Origin of the sequence: Streptomyces sp. ML-6 (genome assembly GCF_030116705.1) — a bacterium.
In the GTDB taxonomy this organism is placed as follows: Bacteria; Actinomycetota; Actinomycetes; order Streptomycetales; family Streptomycetaceae; genus Streptomyces.
On record NZ_JAOTIK010000001.1, the window covers coordinates 286746 to 309918 of the forward strand.

A 23173-nucleotide genomic window follows, 5' to 3' on the forward strand; every position below is an offset into this window, starting at 1 on the left:
GGTCCGCGGGCGCCGTGCTCGCGTCCCTGTCCGTGGTGGCGGCCGCCGTGCCGGCCACCGCCGTGCAGGCCGAGGAGGGCCGGACCTACTACGTCGCACCGTCGGGCCGGGACACGGCGAACGGCCTCACGGCCCGGACCCCGTTCCGGCACATCCAGCGGTGCGCCGATGTGATGGGGCCGGGCGACACCTGCCTGATCATGTCCGGCACCTACCAGGAGACGGTCGTGCCGGCCCGGTCGGGCACTCCCGGGCGGCCGATCACCTACCGTGCCGCCGAGGGCGCGCAGGTGACGATGAACGGCGCCGACCGCGTCCGGGGCTGGTCGAAGGTGACCGGCCGGGACGTCGCCGCGATCGCCCGGACCGACCCGTACGCGGCGGCCTCGCCCTTCAGCGAGGCCGTGAAGGCGGGGCGGATCCACAGCACCCGGGTGGACCTCGGCTCCGACGTGACCACCGTGCAGGTGTTCACGGACAAGAAGATGAACGTCGAGGCCCAGTGGCCCGACCCGGGGCTCGACCTGCTCGCCCCGACCCTGCAGTACGCCGCGGCGGGCAGCGCGGAAGCCACCATCGCCGACCCGGCGCTGACCCGGCCTGCCGGGTACTGGGACGGCGCGCGTGCGCTGACCGGCTACTGGTACGTGTCGGCGACGGCGAAGGTGAAGAGCTCCGCCGTCGGGTCGGTGACGCTGGACGCGGCGCCGCCGTGCGTGCACAAAGTGGTGCCGAAGGAGACCCGCTACGCCCTGGCCGGGAAGATCGGTGAACTGGCCCACCCGGGCACGTGGTTCTACGACCCCGCGGCCAAGCGCCTGTACCTCTACAGCGAGGACGACCCCGGCCGGCACACGATCGAGGCGAAGTCGCGCACCCTGGCCTTCGACCTGACCGGCGCCAGTCACACCTCGGTCGTCGGGATCGGCCTGTTCGCCTCGTCGATCGCCACGGGTGACTCCAGCACGGGCATCACCCTGAACCGCATCACCGGCAAGTACCTGTCGCACTACACGGACATCACCCGGGGCGCGACGGACTGCGGCTCCACGGTGACCCGCGGCGTGGCCGACACCGGCATCGTCCTGAACGGCACCCACAACAGAATCGTCAACAGCGATCTGTCGTTCAGCGCCGGGAACGGGATCGCCCTGCGCGGCCAGAACAACACCGCGACGGACAACGTCATCCACGACGTGGACTACATGGGCACGTACGCGGCGGGCATCGCGGTCCAGGGCAACAGCCAGACCGTCATGAACAACACCATCTCCCGGGTCGGCCGCAGCGGCATCAACCTGCAGTGGAACACCGTCGAAGGGCTCGCCCCGGGGCCGGACCGGATCGCGTACAACGACATCTCCGGGTACGCCCGGCTGAGCCTGGACGTCGCCGCGATCTACACCTGCTGCAGCGCCTGGATGATGGGCTCCTCCCTCGACCACAACGTGCTGCACGACCCCGCGCCGGCCACGACGTCCACCACGTTCGGGATCTCCGGCATCTACGCGGACAACGGCCAGAGCGACCTGGTCATCGCGAACAACGTGGGCTGGGGGAACCGTGAGGGCACGGTCATGCTCAACGGGCTGGGCACCGGCTCGCACGACAACGGCGTGTACAACAACACCGGCGGGATGACGTTGTTCTACGTCAAGGAACCGGGGCAGTCCACCGGGACGAAGATCTACAACAACGTCGGCCCCATCCGCGGCCTGGACGGTGCCACGGACGGCGGACTGGTGCTGTCCGCCAACCTCCCGGCCGAGGTCGATCCGCTGTTCGTGGACGCGGCGCGGCACGACTACCGCCTGTCGGAGGCGTCCCCCGCACGCAACCGGGGGATCGCCCTGCCGGGCATCAACGACGGGTCGACGGACCCGGCCCCCAGCCTCGGCGCCTACCAGTACGGGGCACCGAAGTGGACGGCGGGCGCCCGTCGTTAGACGGAGTGGGGCGGCAGGGGCCCGCGCCGGAGATCCGGCTCGGGCCCCTGCCGTCGCGCCACCGCCCCGCGGGGAGCACGGCGGCCTTTGCCGGGCGCGCCCTAACCCTTCTTGGCCGCGGTGGACTTGCGCGGCTTCTTCGCCGCCCGCGCGTCCGGCACCGGTCCGCGCCCCGCTGCGTGGTCGGCGAACGCGTCGGCCGCCTTGTCGGGGTCGCCGGCGCGCAGCAGGTTCACCAGGCGGCCGTGCTCGTCGGCCATCGCCTGCCGGTCCCCCTCGAAAAGGGGGTCGGAGATGGCGCGCAGGGCGCGCAGGCTCGGTTCGAGGACTTCCCACATGCGGGTCAGGAAGGGGTTGCCCGAGATCCGGCCGACCGTGGTGTGGAACTCTATGTCGGCGTCGCGGAAACGGCTGACGTCGTTGTCGGCCGCAGCGGCGCGCATCCGCTCCACCAGGCCGTCGAGCTCCTCCAGGTGTTCCTCGGTGAGGTTCTCGGTGGCGAGCCGTGCGGCCAGCCGCTCCAGGGGTTCTCGTACCTGGCGGGCGTACTCCGCGTCCTTCGAGGAGATCTCGACGACGAAGTGGCCGCGGCGCGGGACGTGCATGAGCAGGCCCTCCCGGGCCAGCTGCTTCACCGCTTCCCGTACCGGGGCCTGACTCACCCCCAGACGCCTGGCGATCTCCGATTCGACCACTCGGTCGTTCGGTGCGAGGTCGCCCTCGACGACAGCCTGACGGAGCAGTTCGTAGACCTGGTCGGAGATCAGGGTTTTACGGAACCGGTCCTTGTTGGTGGCCAGCGTGGAGACGAACCCAGCCGACGCGTTCGATGCCATGAAATCCCAATCCTGCAATGTGGGGAGCCGGTTACGCCATGATACGCGGTCATCGTCTATCGATGGGCGAATCCCGCAGATCGGCTGATTCGACGAGGGGGCCGCTCATGCCGCGCACCCCCGGGGAGGCCGGTCCGGCCGCGGGACGGGGCCCCTCCCGTACGCCCGGGGAGGCGGGCCCCGGGGAGCCGTCCCGGCTCTTCGTGAGGGCCGGGACCGGCCCGGTCGAGCGACAGCATTCATTCACCACCTATCGCCTATCGATCAATGAATCGAAGCAGCGCGATCCGAGCGCTGTCAACCACGCAGCCCGTACACGCGCACGGCCGTCGTGTGCAGCACCTCCCGCCGCTGCTCCTCGGGCAGCTGGGCGATGCCCCGCCGGACGGTCGCCAGGGAGTCGGCCCGGGAACCCCGGGGAAGGCAGATCGGCCAGTCCGAGCCGACGAGGCAGCGGGCCGGGCCGAAGGTGTCGGTCACGTGCCGGACCAGGCGGTCGACCCGGGCGGCCGGGACACCGTGCTGCTGGGTGAGCAGGCCGGAGATCTTCACCACCACGTTCGGCAGCGCGGCGGCGCGTTCGACGTCCCGGTACCAGTCGTCGGGGTCCCGTGTCCGGAGGTTCGGCGGGTTGCCGAGGTGGTCGACGACCACGGTCAGCCCGGGGTCTCCGGCGGCCAGCTCGGCGGCCGTCCGCAAGGCACCGCCGCCGAGGTTGAGTTCGAGCACCACACCCGCCCCGGCCAGCACGGGAACGAGCTTGCGGGCCGATTCCGGCGTCGACTCCCACGCCGGTCCGCTCAGCCGCATCCCATTGGGCCGCGCCTCGCCCGGCCCGTCCAGGAGGGCCCGCAGACGGTGCGGCCCGGCCTCCCCGTGGACCTGCAGATTCGCCACGTAACCGGCGACCAGATCGGGGCGGCGCAGGCGCAGTTCGCGCAGCGCGAGCGTCTCGCCGGCATCGCCGCGGCCCGCCTCGACCAGGACGGTTCCGGCCGGGTCGCACCCGGCGCCGGACTCTTCCAGGTCGGGGAGCGAGAACACCCGGTGGTGCGCGGAGCCCGGACGGATCCAGCCGAACCCCTCCCCCGGGTTCCACAGATGGGCATGGCAGTCGATCACGGACATCACCCTCCACGGGAGCGTCGCCGGCGTATTGACACGTCGGCCCCTGCCCGTGAGTCTAGCCATCGGTAATCGATGGGCGATTATGAAGGGCCGGGTGTTCTTGGTGCTCACGACCGGGCGAGGCGAAGGCAACTCCACGACGGGGGCGGGCCGGTGAGGGCCGGGGAACCCGTGCGGATGCCGGAGCTGAGGGCGAGCCGCCGGGTCACCGACGTACCGCGGTGGGCCGTGCTCGAACGGGAACTGTTCGCCGCCCAGGACAAGGCGTGGCGGACGTTCGCCGACCGCTACACCGAACGGGACGGCCGGCTGGTCTTCCGCGACTCGCTGGGACGGGGCCTGGACGGCCGGGACGGCGTGGACGACTTCTACGAACCGTTCTTCAACTGGCCGACGCTGTACCTGCTGGGCGGCAGCGCGGACCTGCTGACCGCGTCCCGGCGGCACTGGCGCGGGGTCACCGCCCAGCTCACCGGGATGGGCATGCTGGAGAGCGGCCTGGAGCGCGGCTACGACTGGTTCCACCAGGGCGAGGGCATGCTGCTGTTCTACGGGCTGTGCCTCGCCGATCCGGGCGACCCGGAACTGCGCGAACTCGCCTGCCGGTTCGCCGACTTCTACCTGCCGGGCGGGCCCAACTACGATCCCGTGCACCGGGTGATCCGCGCGCCGCACAACGGATCCGCGGGCCCCCGCCCGGGTTTCAGCGACCACGACACGTACTTCCCGTGGAGTGACGCCCTTCGCCCCTACGGCCTGCCGCTCAGCTGGATCGACGCCGCCGCGCCCTTCGACGAGCTGGCCGCTTCCCCCGAGCGGGCCCGGGCCTACGGCCGGGAGATGTGGGACCGGATGGGGCGCGGGGACACGATCGTCAACCTCGCCGCGACCGGTCTCGCCGTCAACGCCCACCTGATCGGCGGCGGGCAGCGCTACGCGGACTGGGTCGCCGAGTACGTCGGCGCGTGGCACGAGCGGCTGGACGGCCACGACGTCGTGCCGGACAACGCCGGTCTGAACGGGGCGGTGGGCGAGTACCTGGACGGCCGCTGGTACGGCGGGCACTACGGGTGGACCTGGCCGCACGGGCTCTCCCCCGTGGGGTCGGCCACGATCATCGGGGCGTCCAACGCGACGCTGCTCACCGGCGACCGGGGTTTCCTGGACCTGGCCCGCAACCCGCTGGACGCGGTGCTGCGGCACGCCGAGCGGCGCGGCGCCGACGGCATGGGCACCCTCGGCAGGCGCTGGCAGCCGCACCTGCGCGCGACCCCCGGCGGGCGCACCCTCATGGTGCCCCAGCGGTACGACGACTCCGGCTGGTTCGACTACACCATCATGCCGACCCAACTCCCCATGTCGCTCTGGCACTTCAGCCGGGACGCGGTGGACCTGGACCGCCTCGAGCAGCTCCGCTCCACCTCGGAGTGGGACTGGGCGACGGTGCACACGCAGCGCATCAAGGACGAGGCCGGTCACGAGGAGCCGTGGTACGAGTACCTGGCCGGCCGCAACCCGGACTTCCCCGAGCGGATGCTGCGCAGCGCCCTGGCGGTGTGCGCCGAGCGGGTCGCCTCGATCGAGAACGACCCGGTGGACCCGGCCGTCGGCCCGGACGCCCTGGGGATCCATCACTGGCAGGACCGCAATCCGGTGCTCACCGAGGCGTTGCTGCAGTTGACCACCGGTTCCCCGCAGGTCCTCTACAACGGCGGCCTGGCGCAGCTGCACCTGCGCTACCACGACGCGGTCGGACAACGGCCGGGGCTGCCCGAGGACGTCGCCGCGCTCGTGTCCGACGTGCGGCCCGAGCACACCGTGGTGGAGCTGGTGAACCTCGGCGGCGCCCCGCGTTCGGTGGTGGTGCAGGCCGGTTCGTTCGCCGAGCACCTCGTGCACACCGTCCGGCTCGACGACGGCCCCGCACACGATGTCGAGGGGCCCTGCTGCACCGTCGGACTGCCCGGCGGGACACGGGCACGGCTCACCCTGACGATGACGCTGCGGGCGGGCCGGCCGAGCTACCGGTCCCCCTGGGAGGTGGCACGATGACCGGTTCGCCGGCGTCCGGGGCACCGCTGCGGCTGCCCTTCGACCTGCCCCGGCTCGGGATCGGCACCGCCCCGCTGGGCGGGCTGTTCCAGGAGGTGACCGAGCAGGAGGCGGTCGCGACGCTGGAGGCGGCGGCCCGTGCGGGCATCCGGTACTTCGACACGGCGCCGCGCTACGGCCACGGCCGGGCCGAGGAACGGCTGGGGCGGTTGCTCGGTCCGGCCGGGATCACCGGGCCGGTGATCTCCACGAAGACCGGGTGGCTGCTGCGGCCCGGGGCGGACGGGGGTCCGGGAGAGGTGGTGACCGACTGGACGGAGGCCGGGATCCGTGCGTCGCTGGAGTCGAGCCTGGAACGGCTGGGGCGCTCGTCGGTCGACATCCTGTACCTGCACGATCCGGACGACTACCCGGAGGAGGTCCGGCGCACCGCGTATCCGGCGGTGCGCCGGCTCCGGGAGGAGGGGCTGGTCCGGGCGATCGGCTTCGGCATGAACCACAGCGGTCCGCTCGCCGCGTACGTGGCGGAGTTCGACGTGGACGTCGTCCTCGTGGCGGGCCGGTTCTCCCTGCTCGACCATGAGGCGCTGGAGACCCTGCTGCCGTTGTGCGCGAGGACCGGCACGGCCGTGGTGGTGGGCGGGGTCTTCAACACCGGGCTGCTCGCCGATCCCTCCCCCGATGCCATGTTCAACTACCGTCCGGTACCCGCTCAGGAGCTGGCCCGCGCGCGGCGGTGCGGCGAGATCTGTGCCGGGTTCGGGGTGCCGCTCGCCGCGGCCGCGGTGCAGTTCCCGTTCCTGCATCCGGCGGTCACCTCGGTGGTCGTCGGCTGCCGGTCCGCGGCCGAGGTGACGGCGAACGCCGCCGCGTACCGGTTCCCGGTCCCGGAGCAGCTGTGGGTGCGGCTCGCGGAGGAGGGTTTCGTGCCCGCGCGGCTGGTGGCGGGGTGATCCGGGCGGTGCCCGGCCCGGACCGCCTGGTCCGGGCCGGGCACCGGTGCGCCGCTTCGCGGGGAGGGTCAGCCGGTGGTCGGCCGCGCGTCGGCGGCGGCCCCGATCCTCGCGGTCCGGCCGACCCACTGGGCCAGGGTGAGCTGCCTGGTGCCGGACGGGCGCGGCGCCGTGCGTCCGGGGTACGGCGTGGCGGTCCGGGCCGTCTCCCGGCCCCGGCCGCCGGCGTTCCGGGTCAGGGCGTCGTGGAGAAGGAACAGGTGGGCGGGCAGGGCCGTACGGCGGTCGTTCCCGGGGCGGTGGGCGGGGTGCGTCGTCGGGTGGGTTCCCATCGTGACCGCCTCCTCGGCTGCGGGGGACGTGCGGGCGTGGTCGTCGGCCGGTCGTGCACCGGTCGTGCTGCGCTGCGTGGTCGCGGTGAGCATGAGGCGGGTCCTTCCTGTGCTGCGGGGCCGGTCGCGGGGGCACCGTGCCGGGGGCGGCGCGGACCAGGAGGGGCGGGGGCCGCTGCCTCCGGACGGTGCCGGGGTGCCGGTGGGACGGGGCCTGCGGGTCCGTGCGCTGCGCCGTTCCTCCCACCGGGCGCTTTCGGGGTTCGTCATCAGTTTTCCCCGACACGGCCCCTCGCACGTCGTCCCTCCGCAGCGTTTCCCGGCTACCACGACTGCGGTATCCGTCGCCGCCCCCTACGACCGGCCCGGACCGCCCGTGGCCCCTGCCCGGCCGGGGGCTACACGGGGGTCCGCGACGGCCCCGGCTCGGCTGCCGGGCTGACCAGGCCGCACTGATAGGCGATGACGACGAGCTGGGCCCGGTCGCGGGCCGCCAGCTTGGTCATGGCCCGGTTGACGTGGGTCTTGGCGGTCAGCGGGCTGACGAACAGCCGCTCCGCGATCTCGTCGTTCGACAGTCCGAGCGCCACCAGTCCCACCACGTCGCGTTCCCGCGGCGTCAGGCACTCCAGCCGCTCGTGCACGCCCGCCGCGCACGGCTCCGGCTGGGCGAGGAAGCGTTCGATCAGCACCCGGGTCGCGGACGGAGACAGCAGCGCCTCACCGGCCGCGACGGTGCGTACGGCGTCGAGGAGCTCATCGGGCCGGGCCCCCTTGCCCAGGAAGCCGCTCGCCCCGGCGCGCAGGGCCTCGGCGACGTGTTCGTCGTCCTCGAAGGTGGTCAGGACGAGCACCTTCACCCCGGCGAGGTCCTCGGACTCGTTGATGTGCCGGGTGGCGTCCAGGCCGTCCATCCCCGGCATCCGGATGTCCATCAGGACCACGTCGGGGCGCTGCTCGCGTGCCAGTTCCAGCGCCTCGCGCCCGTCGGCCGCCTCCCCCACCGTCTCCATGTCGTCCGTGGAGTCGAACAGCATCCTGAAGGTGCCCCGCAACAGGGCCTGGTCATCGGCGAGCAGTACGCGGATCGTCATGCCCGTCCCTCCTCGGTGGTTCGCCCATGGCCAGGCCGGGGCGCAGGGGCAGTTCGGCCGTCACGGTGAAGCCGCCCTCCGGGCGCGTTCCCGCGTACAGCCGGCCGCCGACCGTGGAGGCCCTTTCACGCATCCCGATCAGCCCGTGCCCCGTCCCGGGGCGGGCCTGCCGTCCGCCGCGTCCGTCGTCCTCGACGGTGATCGTCAGCCGTTCGGGGTGGTAGTGCAGGAACAGCCGGGCGTGGTCGGCCCCGGCGTGCTTGTGCACGTTGGTCAGGGCCTCCTGCACGATGCGGTACGCGGCCAGGTCGATGGCCGGGGCCAGTGGTTCCGCGGTGCCCAGCCGGGTGTGGCTCACGGACAGGCCGGCGTATTCGAACGAGGCCAGGAGTTCCGGTACCCGGGCGAGGCCCGGCATCGGATCGCGCGGCGCCACCGGGTCGCCGGACTGCCGCAGCAGTCCCACGGTCACCCGTAGTTCGTCCAGGGCCGAGCGGCTGGTGTCCCGGATGTCCTCCAGCGCGGCCAGGATCCGTTCCGGGTGCCGCTCCACCAGGTGGGCGGCGACCCCGGCCTGGGCGTTGATCAGGGCGATGTGGTGCGCGACGATGTCGTGCAGTTCGCGTGCGATCCGTACCCGTTCGGCCGCCACCCGCTGCTGTGCCTCCTGCTCGCGCGTCCGTTCCGCGTGTTCCGCCCGTTCCTCCACCGCCGCGACGTAGGCGCGGCGCGAGCGCACCCCGTCCCCGACGGCGGCCGGCAGGGCGGTCCACGCCAGCATCGCCGCGTTGTCGGGGGCCAGCCAGGAGCGGGGATCGCAGAGCACGGCCGCGCCCACCAGGACGGCGGCCGAGGCCGAGGCCGCCGTCCAGGTGACGCGCCGGTCGGTGAGCACGGCGACGGTGTAGACCGACACCAGGACGGAGTTGATCACCAGTGGGCTCTCCCGGAAGCCGAGCACCTGGAAGGCCACTCCGCAGCCGACCGCGACGGCCAGTACGCCGACCGGGTGACGGTACCGCCACAGCAGTGCCGAACAGCCCACTCCCGCGAGCACCACGGCGGACCAGCGCAGGGAGAAGTGGCGTTCGTGCGGGACGACGGACGCGGCCACGACCGACAGCACGAACAGCACCGTCACGCCCAACACTTCCAGCGCGCCGTTGCGGCCCCGGTCCCGCCGCCGCCATCCGCTGATCACCACCGCCATGCCACCACCGTAGGGTCGGCGGCCGTGTCGGGCATCGCGTCGAGGGGCCGGCCGGCCCGCGTCCGACGGCCCCGTGCCACCCGCCCGCCCCGCGGGGCCCGCCCGGGACGGGCAGGCGGCGATCCGGGAGGCGCGAACGGCGATCCGGTCCGTTCGGGCCGTTCGGGTGCGGGGCGGCGGTCCGGTGTGCCGTCCAAGTGTGGGAGGGTGGTTATTCGGATGCGCCGTCCGGCTCGCGGCGCCCACACTGTTCGAATACGTCGAACGGTCCGGACGCACCGGACCACGCCCGTCCCGGGAGTGTTCAGTTTGCAGGCAGCCATCACCGTCACGCCCGCCCGTGTGCCCGAACTGCTGCTCGGCCTCGCCACCGTGCGCCCCGTCTTCCTGTGGGGTGCCCCCGGAATCGGCAAGTCGTCGCTGGTGCGGAACTTCGCCGAGTCGCTGGGGCTCGAATGCGTCAGTCTGCTCGGTACGCAGCTGGCGCCCGAGGACCTCGTCGGGGTACCGCAGATCCGTGACGGCAGGTCCGTGTTCTGTCCTCCCGAGGCCATCGCCAGGGACGAGCCGTACTGCCTCTTCCTCGACGAGCTGAACGCCGCGACGCCCGATGTGCAGAAGGCGTTCTACTCCCTGATCCTCGACCGGCGCATCGGTTCGTACGAGCTTCCGGCCGGATCGATCGTCATCGGCGCCGGGAACCGCGCGACCGACAACGCGCTGGCCCGGCCCATCGCCTCCGCGCTGGTCAACCGCCTCACCCATGTCCATCTGCGCGCCTCCGCCACGGACTGGCTCGTGTGGGCGGGTGAGAACGGCATCCACCCGTGGGTCGTCGACCACCTCACCGACCGGCCCGACCACCTCTGGTCGCAGCCGCCCAAGACGGAGGAGCCGTTCTCCACTCCCCGTTCCTGGCACATGCTCTCCGACGCCCTGCACTCCTTCGGGCCGGCCCTGGACGAGGAGACGCTCAAGGTCGTCGCGCACGGCACGCTCACCCCGGCGCACGCCGTCGCGTTCTGCGGCTACGTCAAGATCGTGCGGCATGCCCACGGCATCGACGCGATCATCAAGGGCGACGCGTCCTGGCCCCGCCGGATCGAGGACCGCGACCTGCTCTACTACCTGGCCGACGCGTTCCGGGGCCGGCTGGTCAAGGAGCTGCCCGCCGCCAAGGAGCAGATCTCGCCCGTGCTGCGGCAGACGGCCCACCGGGCCAAGTCGCTGCTCGTCCAGCTCGCCGAGATCTCCGTCGAGGTCGCCCAGACCGTGATCCGGGACGACGAGGACGGACAGCCCGTGCTGCCCGCCTGGTTCCTCGTCGAGGCCGCCCGCGACATGCCGCGCCTGGTCGAGGCCCGCCGGTGAGCCGTGCGTCGCACGGGAAGAAGGCCCGCAACGACGCGGCGACCGAGGCGTTCCTCGCCGGCATGGCCATCGTCCGGCGCAACCCGGCCCTCGCCTCGCTGGAGGCCGACGTCTGCCGCAGTCGCGACTGCGACCTGGGTCCGCGCCACGGCCTGACCCGCGTCGACTCCAACGGCAGGATCCATGCCCACCCCGACCGCCGTGCCGAGCCGGCCGAGTGGGCCTGGGCCGTCGCCCACAGCGTCGTCCATCTCGGCTTCGGTCACGTCCCCGCGGACAAGAAGCTCCGCCCGCAGCCCGACCGGTTCGACCTCGCCGCCCGCTGCGTCGTCGTCAACCGCTTCCTGCTCACCTTTCCCGTCGGCCGCACCCCCGACCACCTGCCGGACTCCTATCCCGACGGCGACGAGGAGCAGATCTCCGCCCGGTGGCGCCGCGACGGCATTCCCGCCCCGTACGAGCACTGCGGTACCGGAGGGGACTCGTCCGACCAGGTCCTCGTGCCGTGGTCGCGATGGCACACCGAGCCGGACTGGCAGCTCGCCTTCGCCCACGCCCTGACCCGCACCATGTCCGCCGCCATGGACGTCGCGGGCGGCCGGCGCGACACGCTCACCGGCGAGCGGCTGCCCGCGCGGCCCTGGGACCGTGCGTTCAGCTGGTTCATCTCCTCCTATCCGCTGCTCGGCGGCATCGCGGCGGGCATGAAGGTCGTCGCCGACGCCGAACTCGCCCGTGCCCACGGCATCGCGGTCGCCGCCGTGGACGCCTCGCTCGGGGAGATCTACGTCAACCCGCTGCGCCGGTACGACGACGAGGAATGGCGGTTCGTCCTCGCGCACGAGATGCTGCACGCCGCCCTGCGCCACGGCGACCGGTGCGGGGGCCGCGACCCGTACCTCTTCAACGTCGCCGCCGATTACGTGATCAACGGCTGGCTCGTCGAGATGGACGTCGGCACCATGCCCGAAGGTCTGCTGCACGACCCGGAGTTGAGGGGGCTGTCGACGGAGGAGGTGTACGACCGGATCGTCACCGACACGCGCCGCATGCGGCGGCTGGCGACCTTGCGGGGCAAGGGGGTCGGCGACGTCCTCGGTGAACCGCTCGACGGCTCCTGCCGCGACTGGGTCGATCTCGACGAGTTCTACCGGCGGGGCCTGTCCCAGGGGCTCGATCTGCACTCCGCCGGCGAACGGGGGCTGCTGCCCGCCGGACTCGTCCAGGAGATCCGGGCACTGACCCATCCCCCGGTGCCGTGGGACGCCAGGCTGGCCCGCTGGTTCGACGAGTTCGTCCCCCGGCCGGAACCCGTGCGCAGCTACGCGCGGCCCGCCCGCCGGCAGGCGTCCACTCCCGACATCCCGCGGACCGGGCGGTACTTCCCTCCCGAGGAGGTCGCCCGCTGCACCTTCGGCGTCGTCCTGGACACCTCCGGCTCCATGAACGCGCGCCTGCTCGGCAAGGCGCTCGGTGCCATCGCCTCCTACGCCGAGGCCCGCGACGTCCCGGCCGCCCGGGTGGTGTTCTGCGACGCCGCAGCGTACGACGCGGGTTATCTCCCGCCGTCGGAGATCGCCGGCCGGGTCCGGGTCCGCGGACGCGGTGGCACCGTCCTCCAGCCGGGGATCGACCTGCTGCGGCGCGCGGAGGACTTCCCGCCGACGGCGCCCGTCCTCGTCATCACGGACGGCGCCTGCGACGTGCTCCGCGTCCGTACCGAACACGCCTATCTCGTCCCCGAGGGCGCCCCGCTCCCCTTCACTCCCCGGGGCCCGGTGTTCCGCCTGCGCTAGGTGTCACGGCCCTGCCGGTACGGCGGCGGGGGATCGCCCACGCGACGCCGACGAGCGCGGTTACCAGGGCGAGGACGGCGTACGCGACCGTGTAGGAGAAGGCGGCGGCGACCGCTCCGGCCGCGAGGGCGCCGAGCCCCGTGCCCGCGTCGAAGCCGACGTTCCACGCCGTGCCGACGGCCGGTCGCTCCTCCTCCCCCGCGGCGGCGAAGGCGTGCACGAGGGTCAGGTTCTGCAGGCCGCCGTACGCGACGCCCACGACGAGCATGCCGCCGATCAGCAGGGCCCTGCCGGTCGGGCCGGGGCCGTCGGCCGTCCCCGCGCCGATGGCGGCGAGTCCGGCGGCGCCGAGGAGGAGGAGCGGTGCGATCGCCGGGGCGGCGCCCCTGCGGTCCGCGAAGCCCCCGAAGGCCCAACGGCACAGGGCCGAGGTCCCGGTGAACACCAGGAGCGCCAGGTACACCGTGGTCGGGTCGGGGTCCAGGCCCGGTGCGAACGTGAGCACGGCGCCGCCGGCCGAGGTGATCGCGAGCAGCGCGGCAATCGGCCCCGTCAGGGCGCGGCGCAGTGCGGCGGTGTCGCGCCGCCCGGTGGACCGGCCGGGGTCCTCGGCGGGCCGGTCGAAGGCGCGCAGGGCGCGGGCCACGGGCGGGGCGAGCGGGACCGCGAGCAGGGGAACGGCGGCGAGCGTGCACACCGGCCAGTACCCGGCCTGTTCGACGAGCCAGGGTGCGACGGGGACGAGCAGGAACTGCGGGGCGGCGATCGCCAGCCCGTAGGCTCCGACCGCACGGCCGCGGCGCCCGGGCTCGACGAGCACGGCGACTGCCATGGCTCCGCAGACGGTGATGATCCCGAAGCCGAGACCGCGCACCGCCGCGAGCGCCGTCACCGCCCACACGTCGTCGGTGAGGAGGTGGACCGGCGCGGGGGCCCCGAGCAGGCCCGCCCCGAGCATGAGCGTCCGGCGCCAGCCGAGGCGTTGGAGCGTTTTCCCCACGAGCAGCTGGGCGATCACCGTGCAGAGCATCATCACGGCGTTGACCGCGCCCGCCCCCAGTTCGTCGGCGCCGCCGTCGAGCACCCGGAGCGGGGCGACCGGCATCAGCAGGGCGACGCCCGCGAAACCGAGCGCGGTCGAACCGAGCAGGGCCGGCATGCCCGGCGCCCGCCAGACCGACGGGGCGCCGTCGGCGCGGCCTCGCGCATCGTTGGTCCGTCCATCCAGCATTCGGCAGATGGTATACCAGGACGTCGGGGCGGTACGGGCCCCTCCGCCGGCTGTGGTGGGGCCGGACAGGCCCGGTGCCGGTGCCGCAGGTGTCAGTGGTACGGGCTAGGTTCTCCGCATGGACGACAACGAACTCGCCCCGCTCCTGGCCGGATGCACCCGCTTCCCCTCCCCCGGTGTCTGGCAGGAACCCCCTTTCGCGGAACGCGTGGTCGACGGCGCGCGGTACGCCCTGGTCGCGGTCGATCCGGGAGCGGGGGCGCTCGGCCTGCGCCGCGACGACGGGTCGCTGTGGAGCTTGCCCGAGGGCGCCGGTCCTCACCTGGTGAACTCCGGGGTGGCGGCGTTCGTCGCCTTCAACCGCGCCTACGAGGAGGCCGCCGACGAGGCCGCCGCGTACGAGGGGCCCGGCGAGGAGGTCGAGGACGACGAGGCCGTGGACCTGGCCGAGGAGGCCGCCGACGCGCTCACCGACGCGCTGCTGGAGCGGTTCGGGGCGCTCGACGCCGCCGCCGTCGCCGACGAGAACTCCTTCTGGTGCATCGCCGCCGAGGAACTGGGCTACAGCATGAACGTATGACCGGCCGGGCTCCACGACACCGGGCGGGGCCCGGGACGGCGGCCCCGGGCACGCTCTCGCGACGGCAGTTGGGTGGCGTCCTCCGGGTGGACGCCCGTCCCGTCGGCGGGGGCCGCGCGGGGGTGCCGGGGCCGAGGGGCGCGACGGCGGGGTGAGTCCGTACGGACGGCCCCGTCCTCACCGACGGACGGAACGACCACGGGGGGAAACGACACCGGCCATGACAGGCGTGATACTCGGCGGCCTTCCGGCGCTCGCGGCGGCGGCGACCATCGCCCGGGCCCTGATCCGCCGCCGCCCCTCCGGCCTGGCCCGCCCCACGGCGGTCTGCGCGTTGCTGTCCCTGACGACCACCGCGACCGCCACCACGGGCCCCGGCTCCTTCTGGAAGCTCCCGGAGGCCGCCCTGCTGCTGCTCCTCATCGCGGCGGTGACACGCTGGTCGCCCGTGCGGGAGCTGCGCGTCGCGGTCCCCCTCGCGGTCCTCGCGGTGGCCGTCTGGCCCGCGCCGCTGGTCGATGGCGGTTTCCTGGAGCGTACGGGCGCGGCGTCGTTCTGGTTGCTCCCCGCGCTCGGTGCGGCGGCGGTCGGAGCCTATCCGCGCCGCATGGACCTGCGTCGGCGTGCTGCGGTCGGGGAGGCCCGGCGCGCCCAGCGTCTGCAACTCTCGCGCGACCTCCACGACTTCGTGGCCCACGACGTCAGCGGCATCGTCGTGCAGGCCCAGGCAGCCCGCTTCGTGGCGGCGACCGATCCGAGCCAGGCGGTCCTGGCCCTGGAGCGGATCGAGAAGGCGGGTCTGAACGCCCTGGAGACGATGGACCGGACGATCCGCATGCTGGACGAGGAGGAAGCACCGGACACATCGCTCCAGCCCCCGGGCGTTCATCGACTCGCCGCCCTGGTCGATGACTTCACCGACTCGAACGGCACCGCGACCCGGCTCCTCCTGCCGCCGGACGTCCTGGAGGCCTTCACGGACGCGCCGGAGACGAGCGCGGTGGCGTACCGCATCGTGGTCGAGGCGCTCACCAACATCCGCAGACACGCTCCCCGGGCTCCCCGCGCGGAAGTCCGCTTCGTCCACGCCCCCGGGGGCGTGGAACTGCACGTGACCAACGAGGCGTCGCGCACGCCTCCCGGCCCCCGCACCGGTCCGCTGCGCCGGGGCGGCGGGCGCGGCCTCCCCGCGCTCGCCGAACGCGCCGAGGCGCTGGGCGGCACACTCACCGCGGGCCCGTACGAGAAGGACGGCTGGCGCCTCGTGGCGGTCCTGCCGCTGCGAACGGCCCGCACGATCCCTGCGAAGGAACCGAAATGACCATTCCCCCGACGGGCGCGCCCACGCCCGTCCGCATCCTCCTGGCCGACGACCAGGAGGACATCCGCAGCGGATTCCGCCTGATCCTCGACTCCCAGCCGGACATGACGGTCGTGGGCGAGGCGGCGGACGGTGCCGCGGCCGTCGAGCTGGCCCGCGAGCTCCGCCCCGACCTGGTCGTCGCGGACATCCGCATGCCGGTCCTCGACGGCCTGGAGGTGACCCGGCGGCTGGCGGGCCCGGACGTGCCCGACCCGCTCCGCGTCCTGGTGGTCACCACCTTCGACCACGACGACTACGTCCGCACGGCCCTGCGGGACGGTGCCTGCGGTTTCCTCCTCAAGCGCTCGGGCCCCGGCCTGCTGATCGAGGGGGTGCGGGCCGCCATGGCCGGCGACGTCCTCATCAGCCCCCAGATCACGGTTCGTCTCCTCCGGTCCGTGGCGGCTCCCGTTCCCCCGGCACCGCGCGCCCCCTCGCCCCTCACCCCCCGCGAGGAGGAGATCACCCGCCTCGTCGCGGAGGGCCTGACGAACGCCGAGATAGGCACGCGCCTGTTCATCTCCCCCGGCACGGCGAAAACCCACATCGCCAACATCCAGGCCAAGTTGAAGGTGCGCAACCGCGTGGGCATCGCGGCCTGGTCCTGGGAGGCACTCTCATGACCGGTGGCTCCATTCCCCCCGGCCCCGCCCCGCGACGGATTCCGGGCAAGGACGACCTGGAACCGCTGATGCGCTGCTACGGGTACCGCTTCACCCGGACCGGGACGATCAAGGGGACCGAACCGTCCGGCGGCCCCGCGGACCTCGCAGCGGCCCGTCGCGCGGGATGGCCGGTGCGCGAGCCCGAGCGGTGGAGCGCGTCCGAGATCGTCGAACGCGCCGTCGCCGCGGCCGCCGCGCTGCACGAGGACGCGGTGCTCGCGGCATTCGTCGCCGGGCTGGGCAGCGCCCCGCGCGGCCGGCAGACGGTGATCTCCCACGGATGGGCGCGGTTTCTCGGCACCGCTCCGCGGGACGGGGGCGGGGACGGGGTTCCCGACTGCGGTCTGGGCCCGGAGTCCGAGGTCGACGTCACCGAGAAGCTGTTGCGTCTCGCGCTCGGCTGGGCGTGGAACGAAATACCGGAGCATTACCTGCCGGACCTGGAGGCCGCGGTGGCACAGGGGCTGCCCCGGCCGCAGGAGGAGGACCGCGAACGGCTGCGCGCGCTGCTCGACGTGATCCGTTCGCTACCGGCGGGGACGCGCCCGGGCGAGCTGGAGAAGGCGGTCGCACGGGCCAGGATCGTGCCCGGCACCGACAAGTACCAGCGCTACGGCATCCTCATCGGACTCGCCGAGACCGGGGTGCTCCCCTGTCCGCTCCTGCCGCCGATGTGGGACCGGTTCATCCCCACCGCCGAGCGGCACGCCGCGTCCCGCGCGCTGCGCGGCGCGCCGCGTTCGGACATCACCCTGCCGCTCGCGGGCTGGCGCGGCGGCCTCGACGAGCAACGTGCCGCACGGCTGCTGGCGGCATGACGGCGCACGCCCCGCGGAGGATCACGCGCGGTCCGGGGCGCGGGCGTCCAGCCGCCGGGCGAGCAGGCCGCGCAGCCGGGCCGAGGCGCCGCGAAGGGTTCCGAGTCGTTTCACCTCGTCCGCCTCCAGCTCTCCGCGCCCCGCCAGGGCGAGCACGGCGGCGTAGGGCCGCCCGCCCTCCGCGAGCCTGGCCGCCGTGGCGTCGAGGACCGCTCGCAGCACGGTGCGGTCCGCGCGGGGGTGCTCTGCCAGCAGCCACAGGAGCCGGTTGTCGTTCCAGGAGCTGTCCCGGTCCGCGCTCAGCTCGAGAAGAGCCGCGGGCGGGGTGTGGGGGTTGGCCGCCAGCGCCTGCCGGACGAAGGGGTACGGGCTTCGCACGAGCCGGTGCAGGACCTGGCCGTCGTTCTCGGTACGCGCCAGTTCGAGATGATCGGCGGGCGTGGGCACGCGGGTCACCCCTCGGGATGGTCGGGGGCCGCCATCATGGCATCCCCCGCCCCCTCCCGTACCGGCCGCGCCGTCCGCCGGAAGAAGCCGTCGCTCAGGAAAGGAACAGCACGGCCACGTCGTACCGCTCCGTCACGGGAACCGGGCGCGTCACCGGCTCGTTCCGGGCGTCCGCCGCCAGGCGCCGCAGCCCCTCCTCGAACTCCTCGGCGGTGAGCCGGGTGAACTTCGACTGGGGCCGGGACGTCATGCGGGCGTGGTAGTCACGGAGGCCGGCGGTGACGGGGCGGGCGAAGGACGTGACGGTCCGGACCTCGAAGCCCGCCGCGGCGAAGTCGTCGAGCACCTCGGCCCTGGACGGAAAGCGCTGTTCGTCCGACTCGCGCAGGTTCGGCCAGTAGTCGTAGACCAGTGCGTCCAGCCGCTCCCGGAACGTCGTCCGGATGACGGCCGTTCCGCCGGGCCGCAGGACGCGGGCCAGTTCACGCGCCGCCCCGGCACGGTCGGGCAGATGGTGGATCACCCGGGACAACAGGACCAGGTCGAACAGGCCGGATCGGGTGGGCACGGCTTCCGCGGTGCCTGCCAGGTAGTGGACCACGGGGTGCGGATTGAGGCTCCGGGCCCGGGTGAGCATGGGCAGGGAGGCGTCGATCCCGATCACTGCCGACGGGTCCAGCCATCGGGCCATCGCCGAGCAGAACATGCCGGTACCCGCGCCGATCTCCACCACGGCGGGTGACGGACGGCCCGCGAAGGAGCCGATCAGTCGTGTCCAGTCCCGGAGTGATTCCTCGGGCATCTCGTTGCCGCTCTGGTAAACGCCCGCCAGCCGCTCGTCGTCGTGGAGCCTGCGCATGCCGATGATGCTCGCCGGTCACGACCCCGGGGGCAAGGGGCGCCCGCCGGGGGCGGGATCCGGGAGGCGGAGCCGGGGCCCGGGGCCGGCCGCTGTCGTGCTGCCGTGACCGCCCCCGCGCAGCGTCCGCTGCTGTTCCTCGACATCGACGGACCACTCATCCCGTTCGGTGCGCCGGCACACCTCCACCCGACCCACGCGGTGGATCCCGCTCTCCTCGGTGCCGCCGCGAACCCGCTCCTGACCAGGATCGATCCCGGGCACGGCCCCCGGTTGGCCGCGCTCCCCTGCGAGATCGTCTGGGCCACGACGTGGATGGCCGACGCGAACGAGTGCGTCGCTCCCCTGCTCGGTCTGCCGGCGCTGGCCGTGGTGGTCTGGCCGGAGCCGTCCGACGTCGATGCCCGGGACGAGCGCGACGGACTGCACTGGAAGACCCGGGCCCTCGTCGATCGCGCGGCGGGGCGCCCGTTCGTCTGGGTCGACGACGAGATCACCGGCACCGACCGGGCGTGGGTCGCCGCCCATCACCCGGGCCGTGCCCTGCTCCATCGGGTCGACCCCCGGCGTGGTCTGGCCGACGGCGACTACGCGGCTCTCGACGCCTGGCTGCGGCGGCCCTCCTGACGTCCGGCGCGGTGGTGCCGGGACGGCCGAAGCACCCCATGCACCGCGCCAATACCAGGACTGACCTGCGGTGATCGCAATGACGATCGGCCGTTCCATTCGGCTGCGGGAAGCAAGGGGCAAGGGGGCGTAGTGGCCGGTGGGGACGCGGGGTTCGGGGCGTCGCCGCAAGGAGCCGCACGCCGGCCGACCCGGGCAAGGCCCTGCCGGCCACCGGGCCCGCCCGTGCGGGGCGGGCCGGGGCGGCGGGGGGGGGCGGTCAGTGCGCCAGCACGCCCTTCAGCCACTTCAGGACCTCGGGGGTCACCGGGTCGGTGATGTCGGCGAACTCCTCGTGCTTCTTGAGGAACTTCGCCACGTAGGGGCAGACCGGCACGATGCGCTTCCCCGAGGCGCGTACGTCGTCCAGCGCCTGCTGCACGAGTACCGAGGCCAGGCCCTGTCCGGCAAAGGCCTCGCCCGTCTCGGTGTGGTAGAAGACGCGCTGTTCGTCGCGGTCGCGGTACTCGGTGAGGCCGGCGGTCACGCCGTCGACCAGGATCTCGTAACGGTGCTCGGAGTCCACTCGCTGGACGACCGGAGCGGCGGCGGGCTGTGTCATCGTGGGCCTTTCAGTGGTTCGCCGGGTTGCGGCGCGGTGCGATGCGGATGTTGGGGAGCACGGGCGCGGGCAGGCGGTCGCCGTCGTAGCCGTCGACCTCGCCGAACCGGTCGGACGCGTTCTGCCACGCCTCCCTGGCCTCGACGATGTCCTCGTGGCTCCGGCCGATGAAGTTCCACCACATGACGATCCGCTCCTCGAACGGTGTTCCCCCGAGCAGGATGACCCGCGCGACGGAGTCCGTCCCGTTCGTCAGCGTCAGCGTGTCGTTCCCCGTGCCGAGGTACCCCAGCTCCGCCGGGCGCAGGGTCGTCCCGGCGACGTGCACGTCCCCGTGGTCGACGAGGACGCCGTGCTCGAAGCCGGTGTCGACGGCGAGTTCGGTCGTCGAGTGCGGGTCGAGGAGGAGTTCGGCGCCGAGCAGCGGGGTGAAGGTGCGCACCGGGGAGGTGTCCCCCGCCAGTGTCCCCAGGAACACCCTGATCTCGGCCCCGCCCACCCGGACCGGGGCCGGGACGTGGTGCTGGAAGTCGCGTCCGGTGTGCCGGTGCTCCTCGGGGAGCACCACCCACAGCTGGACGCCGTGCAGGGTCGTGGTGCGGGCGGTGGAGACCTCCGAGTGGCTGATGCCGTGGCCGCCCGTCATGAGGTTCAGCTCGCCGGGTCTCACGAAGGCGTGGTTGCCCATGCTGTCCCGGTGCTCGATCTCCCCGCTGAACAGCCAGCTCACCGTCTGCAGGCCGATGTGGGGATGGGGCGCGACGTCCATGCCGCCGGTGTCGGCGACGTCGTCGGGGCCGTAGTGGTCGGCGAAGCACCAGGCGCCGATCGTCGTCCGGGCCCGCTGCGGCAGCGTGCGCCGTACGGTCATCGCCCTCGGGCCGCCCAGCGGGACGTCCCGGGCGCCGAGGACCTCGATCCCCGGCGGGTGTTCACCGTGGCCGAAGGCCGCTCGGGGCTGTTCCGCGGGCCCCTTCTCGGCGTCGTTCATCACACGCCCCTCCCAAAAATGGTTTCATGTTCAATAATCATGCCTGATGGTAGGCCGATGCTCCGTCGGGCGCACGGCGAAACGAGCGAGGAGCGGGCAGGTCCCGTGAAGGAGTCCAGGTTGAGTGACACGGTGGCGGGCCCCGTGAGCGAGCGGGTCTTCGTGGACAAGCAGAGTCCGAGCGCTTACCGCGCCCTGGTCGAGACGTCCGGTGCGGTCCGCGCGGTCGCCGCCGACGCGGGGCTGGACCGAGTGCTGGTGGAGCTGGTCAACCTCCGCGTGTCGCAGATCAACAACTGCGCCTACTGCCTCGACGTGCACACCCGGGCCGCGCTGCGTGCGGGTGAGACCACCCGGCGTCTGGGCGTGCTGGCCGCCTGGCGCGACACCGAGCTGTTCACGGCGCGTGAGCGTGCGGCGCTCGCCCTGGCGGAGGCGACCACCGAGCCCGCGAACGCCCTCGCGCAGGAGCACGCCTACGCCGAGGCCCGCCGGGCCCTCACCGACGACGAGATCTCCGCAGTGATATGGGTGGCGATCACCATCAACGCGTTCAACCGGGTCTCCATCCTGAGCAAGCACCCCGTGCGCGAGGCCCCTCAGCGGTGAACGGGCGCGGCCTCCCGGTTGCCGGGAAGGCCGACGGCGGGCCTGGCACAAATCTGGACCTGACCGGCCACGGCCTCGTGCAGGTCTTCGAGGCCCGCTCCGGGACGACCTGTCCCGGCCTGCCGCGGGAGCCCGAGGGCGCGTTCACCGCCCTCGCCGACTTCCACCGCACCTGAGCCGCGCGGGAGGCTTCCGCCCTGTTCCCGCCGGAACGTCGTACAGGGACCGGGCCGGTCCCGACCGGGCGCACCGCCCCCGGGCGGTTCCCGTCCGGGGGCGGTCGTACGAGGCGCCGTTCCCGGCCAGGGCGGCGCTCAGGCGTCCCCCGGGACGCGTACCCGTCCGGGGTCCGGGGTGGTGTCGCACACGGTCCCCCGGGCGGGGGCGGGTCCTGTCACCTCCACCTGGGCGGGGCGCAGGAGATGGCCGCCGACCCGGTAGCCGTACCGCAGCACTTCGGTGCACACGGCCGCACGGGCCGTGTCGGAGGCACGGAAGGCGACCGCCTCGTGGGCACGGGGGTCGAAGGGCTCCCCGACTGCCCCGACGGTGCGCAGACCGAGTGCCGCCAGCCGGTCCTCGATCACTCCGGCGAGGGCCGCCGCGCCGCCGTCGTCGCCCTGTCGGCGGACCTCCTCCACGACGTCCAGGACCGGCAGCAGGCCGGTGAGCACGTTGGCCACCGCGATCTCCCGGATCGCCAGGCGGTCGCGGCGCACCTGCTTGCGGTAGTTGTCGTACTCGGCCTTCACCCGTTGCAGGTCGTCGGTCAGCTCCGCGATCCGCTCGCGCGACCCCGTCCCGTCCTTCGGCTCCGTCCGGCCGGCTCCCGACGCGTCCCGGCGGCGCCGGGGCGGGAACCCGGCCGGGGCGGTCCCGCGCCAGTCGCGCACCGGCACGAGCGACCGATCGCCCTGCCGGCCGGCATGCGGGTTCTCACTCATCCGGCCTCTCTCCCTTCCGCTCCTCGTCGAAGATCTCCGCGTGGACGGCTTCGTCGTCACCGTGGCCGCGTCCCCGGGCGTGCCGTTACCGGTGCTTCCGCCGCTCCGGGCGGGGGCTGCGGAAGCATCTGGTCACTTCACCCCCAGCCGGTCCCGCGGGGTCAGCGGCAGCAGGGCGCCCATCGCCTCCTCGGGGTCGGGGAGGGAGACCGCCAGTCGGCTGTACGGCGCACCCCGGCGCAGCTCCACGCACAGCACCGGTCTGCCCTCCCGTATCGACACGAAGTCCCGTCCCTCCCGAAGCGGGCGGACACCCATGTACAGCAGTCCGGGTATCCAGGTGCCCCGGCCGCGCTCGCCGCGCAGCGCCCGCCACCAGTCGGGCTCGACGTGGGGGCGGCGCAGGGCCGTGACCGGGACGCGCACGTCACGGTGGCGTGCCATCGCCTTCTCCCACCAGGACAGGCGCACGACGATGTCGGTGCCCTCGACCACCACTCGTGCCATGTCCGCTCCCTCGTCGTCACTCCGGTGCACCGGCCCCGGACCGGTCCGGTCCGGGCGGGCCCGGACCGCGGCGGGGCGGCCGGTGGAGGGCGCAGCCGCGCGGGGAAACCCTTCGCCGGAGCGGCGGGAGTGCGGTTCTCCGGCGCACGGCGGCGTTTCCTCCCTTCCATTGTCCTCGCCCGGCGGGCGGACCGGATCGCGCCGGGGCTCCGG

At 73.4% G+C, this 23173-nt stretch carries 24 protein-coding genes; 12 read left to right on the top strand and 12 right to left on the bottom strand.

Annotated elements, in window-relative coordinates; all coding sequences use genetic code 11:
* The first annotated feature begins 14 nt into the window (after positions 1 to 14).
* The gene (locus tag OCT49_RS01350) at positions 15 to 1946 is read left to right on the top strand and encodes a right-handed parallel beta-helix repeat-containing protein (protein ID WP_283850041.1); all 1932 of its coding nucleotides are present in this window, start codon (positions 15 to 17) and stop codon (positions 1944 to 1946) included.
* Positions 1947 to 2047: 101 nt separating this feature from the next.
* On the opposite strand, the gene OCT49_RS01355 is transcribed toward OCT49_RS01350, so the two are convergent.
* Both OCT49_RS01355 and OCT49_RS01360 read right to left on the bottom strand, forming a co-directional pair.
* Positions 2048 to 2782 (bottom strand): GntR family transcriptional regulator, encoded by a 735-nt coding sequence (locus OCT49_RS01355; RefSeq protein WP_283850042.1) that lies wholly within the window; start codon positions 2780 to 2782, stop codon positions 2048 to 2050.
* A 297-nt stretch (positions 2783 to 3079) separates the two neighbouring features.
* Positions 3080 to 3910, bottom strand: coding sequence for an amidohydrolase family protein (locus OCT49_RS01360; protein ID WP_283850043.1), 831 nt, complete (start codon positions 3908 to 3910; stop codon positions 3080 to 3082).
* A gap of 177 nt (positions 3911 to 4087) precedes the next feature.
* Here OCT49_RS01360 and OCT49_RS01365 point away from each other — a divergent pair, with 177 nt between their 5' ends.
* The gene (locus OCT49_RS01365) at positions 4088 to 5962 is read left to right on the top strand and encodes a DUF8034 domain-containing protein (RefSeq protein ID WP_283850044.1); all 1875 of its coding nucleotides are present in this window, start codon (positions 4088 to 4090) and stop codon (positions 5960 to 5962) included.
* A complete protein-coding gene (locus tag OCT49_RS01370) occupies positions 5959 to 6915 on the top strand; it encodes an aldo/keto reductase (protein ID WP_283850045.1) in 957 nt (318 codons plus the stop codon). The genes OCT49_RS01365 and OCT49_RS01370 overlap by 4 nt, the downstream gene beginning before the upstream one ends.
* A gap of 68 nt (positions 6916 to 6983) precedes the next feature.
* On the opposite strand, the gene OCT49_RS01375 is transcribed toward OCT49_RS01370, so the two are convergent.
* The 3 genes from OCT49_RS01375 to OCT49_RS01385 all read right to left on the bottom strand — a co-directional run bounded on the left by OCT49_RS01375 (position 6984) and on the right by OCT49_RS01385 (position 9551).
* Entirely contained in the window at positions 6984 to 7340 is a 357-nt protein-coding gene (locus OCT49_RS01375; protein WP_283850046.1) for a hypothetical protein, read from the bottom strand.
* 305 nt (positions 7341 to 7645) lie between these two features.
* On the bottom strand, positions 7646 to 8341 hold the full coding sequence (locus OCT49_RS01380; RefSeq protein ID WP_283850047.1) for a response regulator transcription factor: 696 nt from the start codon (positions 8339 to 8341) through the stop codon (positions 7646 to 7648).
* A complete protein-coding gene (locus OCT49_RS01385; protein ID WP_283850048.1) occupies positions 8313 to 9551 on the bottom strand; it encodes a sensor histidine kinase in 1239 nt (412 codons plus the stop codon). Before OCT49_RS01385 ends, OCT49_RS01380 begins: the two co-directional genes overlap by 29 nt.
* Before the next feature lie 309 nt (positions 9552 to 9860).
* On the opposite strand from OCT49_RS01385, the gene OCT49_RS01390 reads away from it, so the two are divergent.
* The gene (locus tag OCT49_RS01390; RefSeq protein ID WP_283850049.1) at positions 9861 to 10922 is read left to right on the top strand and encodes an ATP-binding protein; all 1062 of its coding nucleotides are present in this window, start codon (positions 9861 to 9863) and stop codon (positions 10920 to 10922) included.
* A 62-nt stretch (positions 10923 to 10984) separates the two neighbouring features.
* The gene (locus tag OCT49_RS01395; RefSeq protein ID WP_283855636.1) at positions 10985 to 12718 is read left to right on the top strand and encodes a vWA domain-containing protein; all 1734 of its coding nucleotides are present in this window, start codon (positions 10985 to 10987) and stop codon (positions 12716 to 12718) included.
* Here the strand turns inward: OCT49_RS01395 and OCT49_RS01400 are convergent.
* A complete protein-coding gene (locus OCT49_RS01400) occupies positions 12684 to 13949 on the bottom strand; it encodes an MFS transporter (protein ID WP_283850050.1) in 1266 nt (421 codons plus the stop codon). The two genes, OCT49_RS01395 and OCT49_RS01400, sit on opposite strands and share 35 nt — an antisense overlap.
* Positions 13950 to 14067: 118 nt before the next feature.
* Between OCT49_RS01400 and OCT49_RS01405 the strand changes: the two genes are divergently transcribed.
* From OCT49_RS01405 to OCT49_RS01420, 4 genes are all read left to right on the top strand, one after another.
* A complete protein-coding gene (locus OCT49_RS01405) occupies positions 14068 to 14529 on the top strand; it encodes an SUKH-4 family immunity protein (RefSeq protein ID WP_283850051.1) in 462 nt (153 codons plus the stop codon).
* Between the two features lie 220 nt (positions 14530 to 14749).
* Positions 14750 to 15850 (top strand): sensor histidine kinase, encoded by a 1101-nt coding sequence (locus OCT49_RS01410; RefSeq protein ID WP_283850052.1) that lies wholly within the window; start codon positions 14750 to 14752, stop codon positions 15848 to 15850.
* Positions 15847 to 16515 carry a response regulator gene (locus OCT49_RS01415; protein ID WP_283850053.1) on the top strand — a complete coding sequence of 223 codons (669 nt, stop codon included), beginning with the start codon at positions 15847 to 15849 and terminating at the stop codon, positions 16513 to 16515. Before OCT49_RS01410 ends, OCT49_RS01415 begins: the two co-directional genes overlap by 4 nt.
* The gene (locus tag OCT49_RS01420; protein ID WP_283850054.1) at positions 16512 to 17375 is read left to right on the top strand and encodes a hypothetical protein; all 864 of its coding nucleotides are present in this window, start codon (positions 16512 to 16514) and stop codon (positions 17373 to 17375) included. The genes OCT49_RS01415 and OCT49_RS01420 overlap by 4 nt, the downstream gene beginning before the upstream one ends.
* Positions 17376 to 17396: 21 nt before the next feature.
* Here OCT49_RS01420 and OCT49_RS01425 read toward each other — a convergent pair whose 3' ends face one another.
* Together OCT49_RS01425 and OCT49_RS01430 are read right to left on the bottom strand one after the other, a co-directional pair.
* Entirely contained in the window at positions 17397 to 17831 is a 435-nt protein-coding gene (locus OCT49_RS01425; protein ID WP_283850055.1) for a hypothetical protein, read from the bottom strand.
* A gap of 85 nt (positions 17832 to 17916) precedes the next feature.
* Complete coding sequence (locus OCT49_RS01430) at positions 17917 to 18681, bottom strand: class I SAM-dependent methyltransferase (RefSeq protein ID WP_283850056.1); 765 nt, start codon at positions 18679 to 18681, stop codon at positions 17917 to 17919.
* A 105-nt stretch (positions 18682 to 18786) separates the two neighbouring features.
* Here OCT49_RS01430 and OCT49_RS01435 point away from each other — a divergent pair, with 105 nt between their 5' ends.
* The gene (locus OCT49_RS01435) at positions 18787 to 19308 is read left to right on the top strand and encodes an HAD domain-containing protein (RefSeq protein ID WP_283850057.1); all 522 of its coding nucleotides are present in this window, start codon (positions 18787 to 18789) and stop codon (positions 19306 to 19308) included.
* 259 nt (positions 19309 to 19567) lie between these two features.
* Here OCT49_RS01435 and OCT49_RS01440 read toward each other — a convergent pair whose 3' ends face one another.
* Positions 19568 to 19909, bottom strand: coding sequence for a GNAT family N-acetyltransferase (locus tag OCT49_RS01440; RefSeq protein WP_283850058.1), 342 nt, complete (start codon positions 19907 to 19909; stop codon positions 19568 to 19570).
* 10 nt (positions 19910 to 19919) lie between these two features.
* Positions 19920 to 20900, bottom strand: a complete 981-nt coding sequence (locus OCT49_RS01445; RefSeq protein ID WP_283850059.1) for a pirin family protein — start codon at positions 20898 to 20900, stop codon at positions 19920 to 19922.
* 120 nt (positions 20901 to 21020) lie between these two features.
* Between OCT49_RS01445 and OCT49_RS01450 the strand changes: the two genes are divergently transcribed.
* Complete coding sequence (locus tag OCT49_RS01450; protein ID WP_283850060.1) at positions 21021 to 21509, top strand: carboxymuconolactone decarboxylase family protein; 489 nt, start codon at positions 21021 to 21023, stop codon at positions 21507 to 21509.
* Positions 21506 to 21685, top strand: coding sequence for a hypothetical protein (locus OCT49_RS01455; protein WP_283850061.1), 180 nt, complete (start codon positions 21506 to 21508; stop codon positions 21683 to 21685). The genes OCT49_RS01450 and OCT49_RS01455 overlap by 4 nt, the downstream gene beginning before the upstream one ends.
* A 138-nt stretch (positions 21686 to 21823) precedes the next feature.
* Here the strand turns inward: OCT49_RS01455 and grpE are convergent, their stop codons facing one another.
* Both grpE and OCT49_RS01465 read right to left on the bottom strand, forming a co-directional pair.
* Positions 21824 to 22453: a nucleotide exchange factor GrpE gene (gene grpE, locus OCT49_RS01460; protein WP_283850062.1), complete on the bottom strand. Its 630-nt coding sequence runs from the start codon at positions 22451 to 22453 to the stop codon at positions 21824 to 21826.
* Between the two features lie 132 nt (positions 22454 to 22585).
* Positions 22586 to 22960 carry a hypothetical protein gene (locus OCT49_RS01465; RefSeq protein ID WP_283850063.1) on the bottom strand — a complete coding sequence of 125 codons (375 nt, stop codon included), beginning with the start codon at positions 22958 to 22960 and terminating at the stop codon, positions 22586 to 22588.
* Between the last annotated feature and the right edge of the window lie 213 nt (positions 22961 to 23173).

What these genes read in the sequence shown, in the direction of transcription:
- OCT49_RS01400 (WP_283850050.1), bottom strand. Translation starts at nt 13,949, where the DNA reads ATGCTGGATGGACGGACCAACGATGCGCGAGGCCGCGCCGACGGCGCC.
- OCT49_RS01415 (WP_283850053.1), top strand. Translation starts at nt 15,847, where the DNA reads ATGACCATTCCCCCGACGGGCGCGCCCACGCCCGTCCGCATCCTCCTG.
- OCT49_RS01380 (WP_283850047.1), bottom strand. Translation starts at nt 8,341, where the DNA reads ATGACGATCCGCGTACTGCTCGCCGATGACCAGGCCCTGTTGCGGGGC.
- OCT49_RS01385 (WP_283850048.1), bottom strand. Translation starts at nt 9,551, where the DNA reads ATGGCGGTGGTGATCAGCGGATGGCGGCGGCGGGACCGGGGCCGCAAC.
- OCT49_RS01465 (WP_283850063.1), bottom strand. Translation starts at nt 22,960, where the DNA reads ATGGCACGAGTGGTGGTCGAGGGCACCGACATCGTCGTGCGCCTGTCC.
- OCT49_RS01395 (WP_283855636.1), top strand. Translation starts at nt 10,985, where the DNA reads ATGGCCATCGTCCGGCGCAACCCGGCCCTCGCCTCGCTGGAGGCCGAC.
- OCT49_RS01355 (WP_283850042.1), bottom strand. Translation starts at nt 2,782, where the DNA reads ATGGCATCGAACGCGTCGGCTGGGTTCGTCTCCACGCTGGCCACCAAC.
- OCT49_RS01445 (WP_283850059.1), bottom strand. Translation starts at nt 20,900, where the DNA reads ATGAACGACGCCGAGAAGGGGCCCGCGGAACAGCCCCGAGCGGCCTTC.
- OCT49_RS01375 (WP_283850046.1), bottom strand. Translation starts at nt 7,340, where the DNA reads ATGCTCACCGCGACCACGCAGCGCAGCACGACCGGTGCACGACCGGCC.
- OCT49_RS01420 (WP_283850054.1), top strand. Translation starts at nt 16,512, where the DNA reads ATGACCGGTGGCTCCATTCCCCCCGGCCCCGCCCCGCGACGGATTCCG.
- OCT49_RS01440 (WP_283850058.1), bottom strand. Translation starts at nt 19,909, where the DNA reads ATGACACAGCCCGCCGCCGCTCCGGTCGTCCAGCGAGTGGACTCCGAG.
- OCT49_RS01370 (WP_283850045.1), top strand. Translation starts at nt 5,959, where the DNA reads ATGACCGGTTCGCCGGCGTCCGGGGCACCGCTGCGGCTGCCCTTCGAC.
- OCT49_RS01410 (WP_283850052.1), top strand. Translation starts at nt 14,750, where the DNA reads ATGACAGGCGTGATACTCGGCGGCCTTCCGGCGCTCGCGGCGGCGGCG.
- grpE (WP_283850062.1), bottom strand. Translation starts at nt 22,453, where the DNA reads ATGAGTGAGAACCCGCATGCCGGCCGGCAGGGCGATCGGTCGCTCGTG.
- OCT49_RS01365 (WP_283850044.1), top strand. Translation starts at nt 4,088, where the DNA reads ATGCCGGAGCTGAGGGCGAGCCGCCGGGTCACCGACGTACCGCGGTGG.
- OCT49_RS01360 (WP_283850043.1), bottom strand. Translation starts at nt 3,910, where the DNA reads ATGTCCGTGATCGACTGCCATGCCCATCTGTGGAACCCGGGGGAGGGG.
- OCT49_RS01405 (WP_283850051.1), top strand. Translation starts at nt 14,068, where the DNA reads ATGGACGACAACGAACTCGCCCCGCTCCTGGCCGGATGCACCCGCTTC.
- OCT49_RS01430 (WP_283850056.1), bottom strand. Translation starts at nt 18,681, where the DNA reads ATGCGCAGGCTCCACGACGACGAGCGGCTGGCGGGCGTTTACCAGAGC.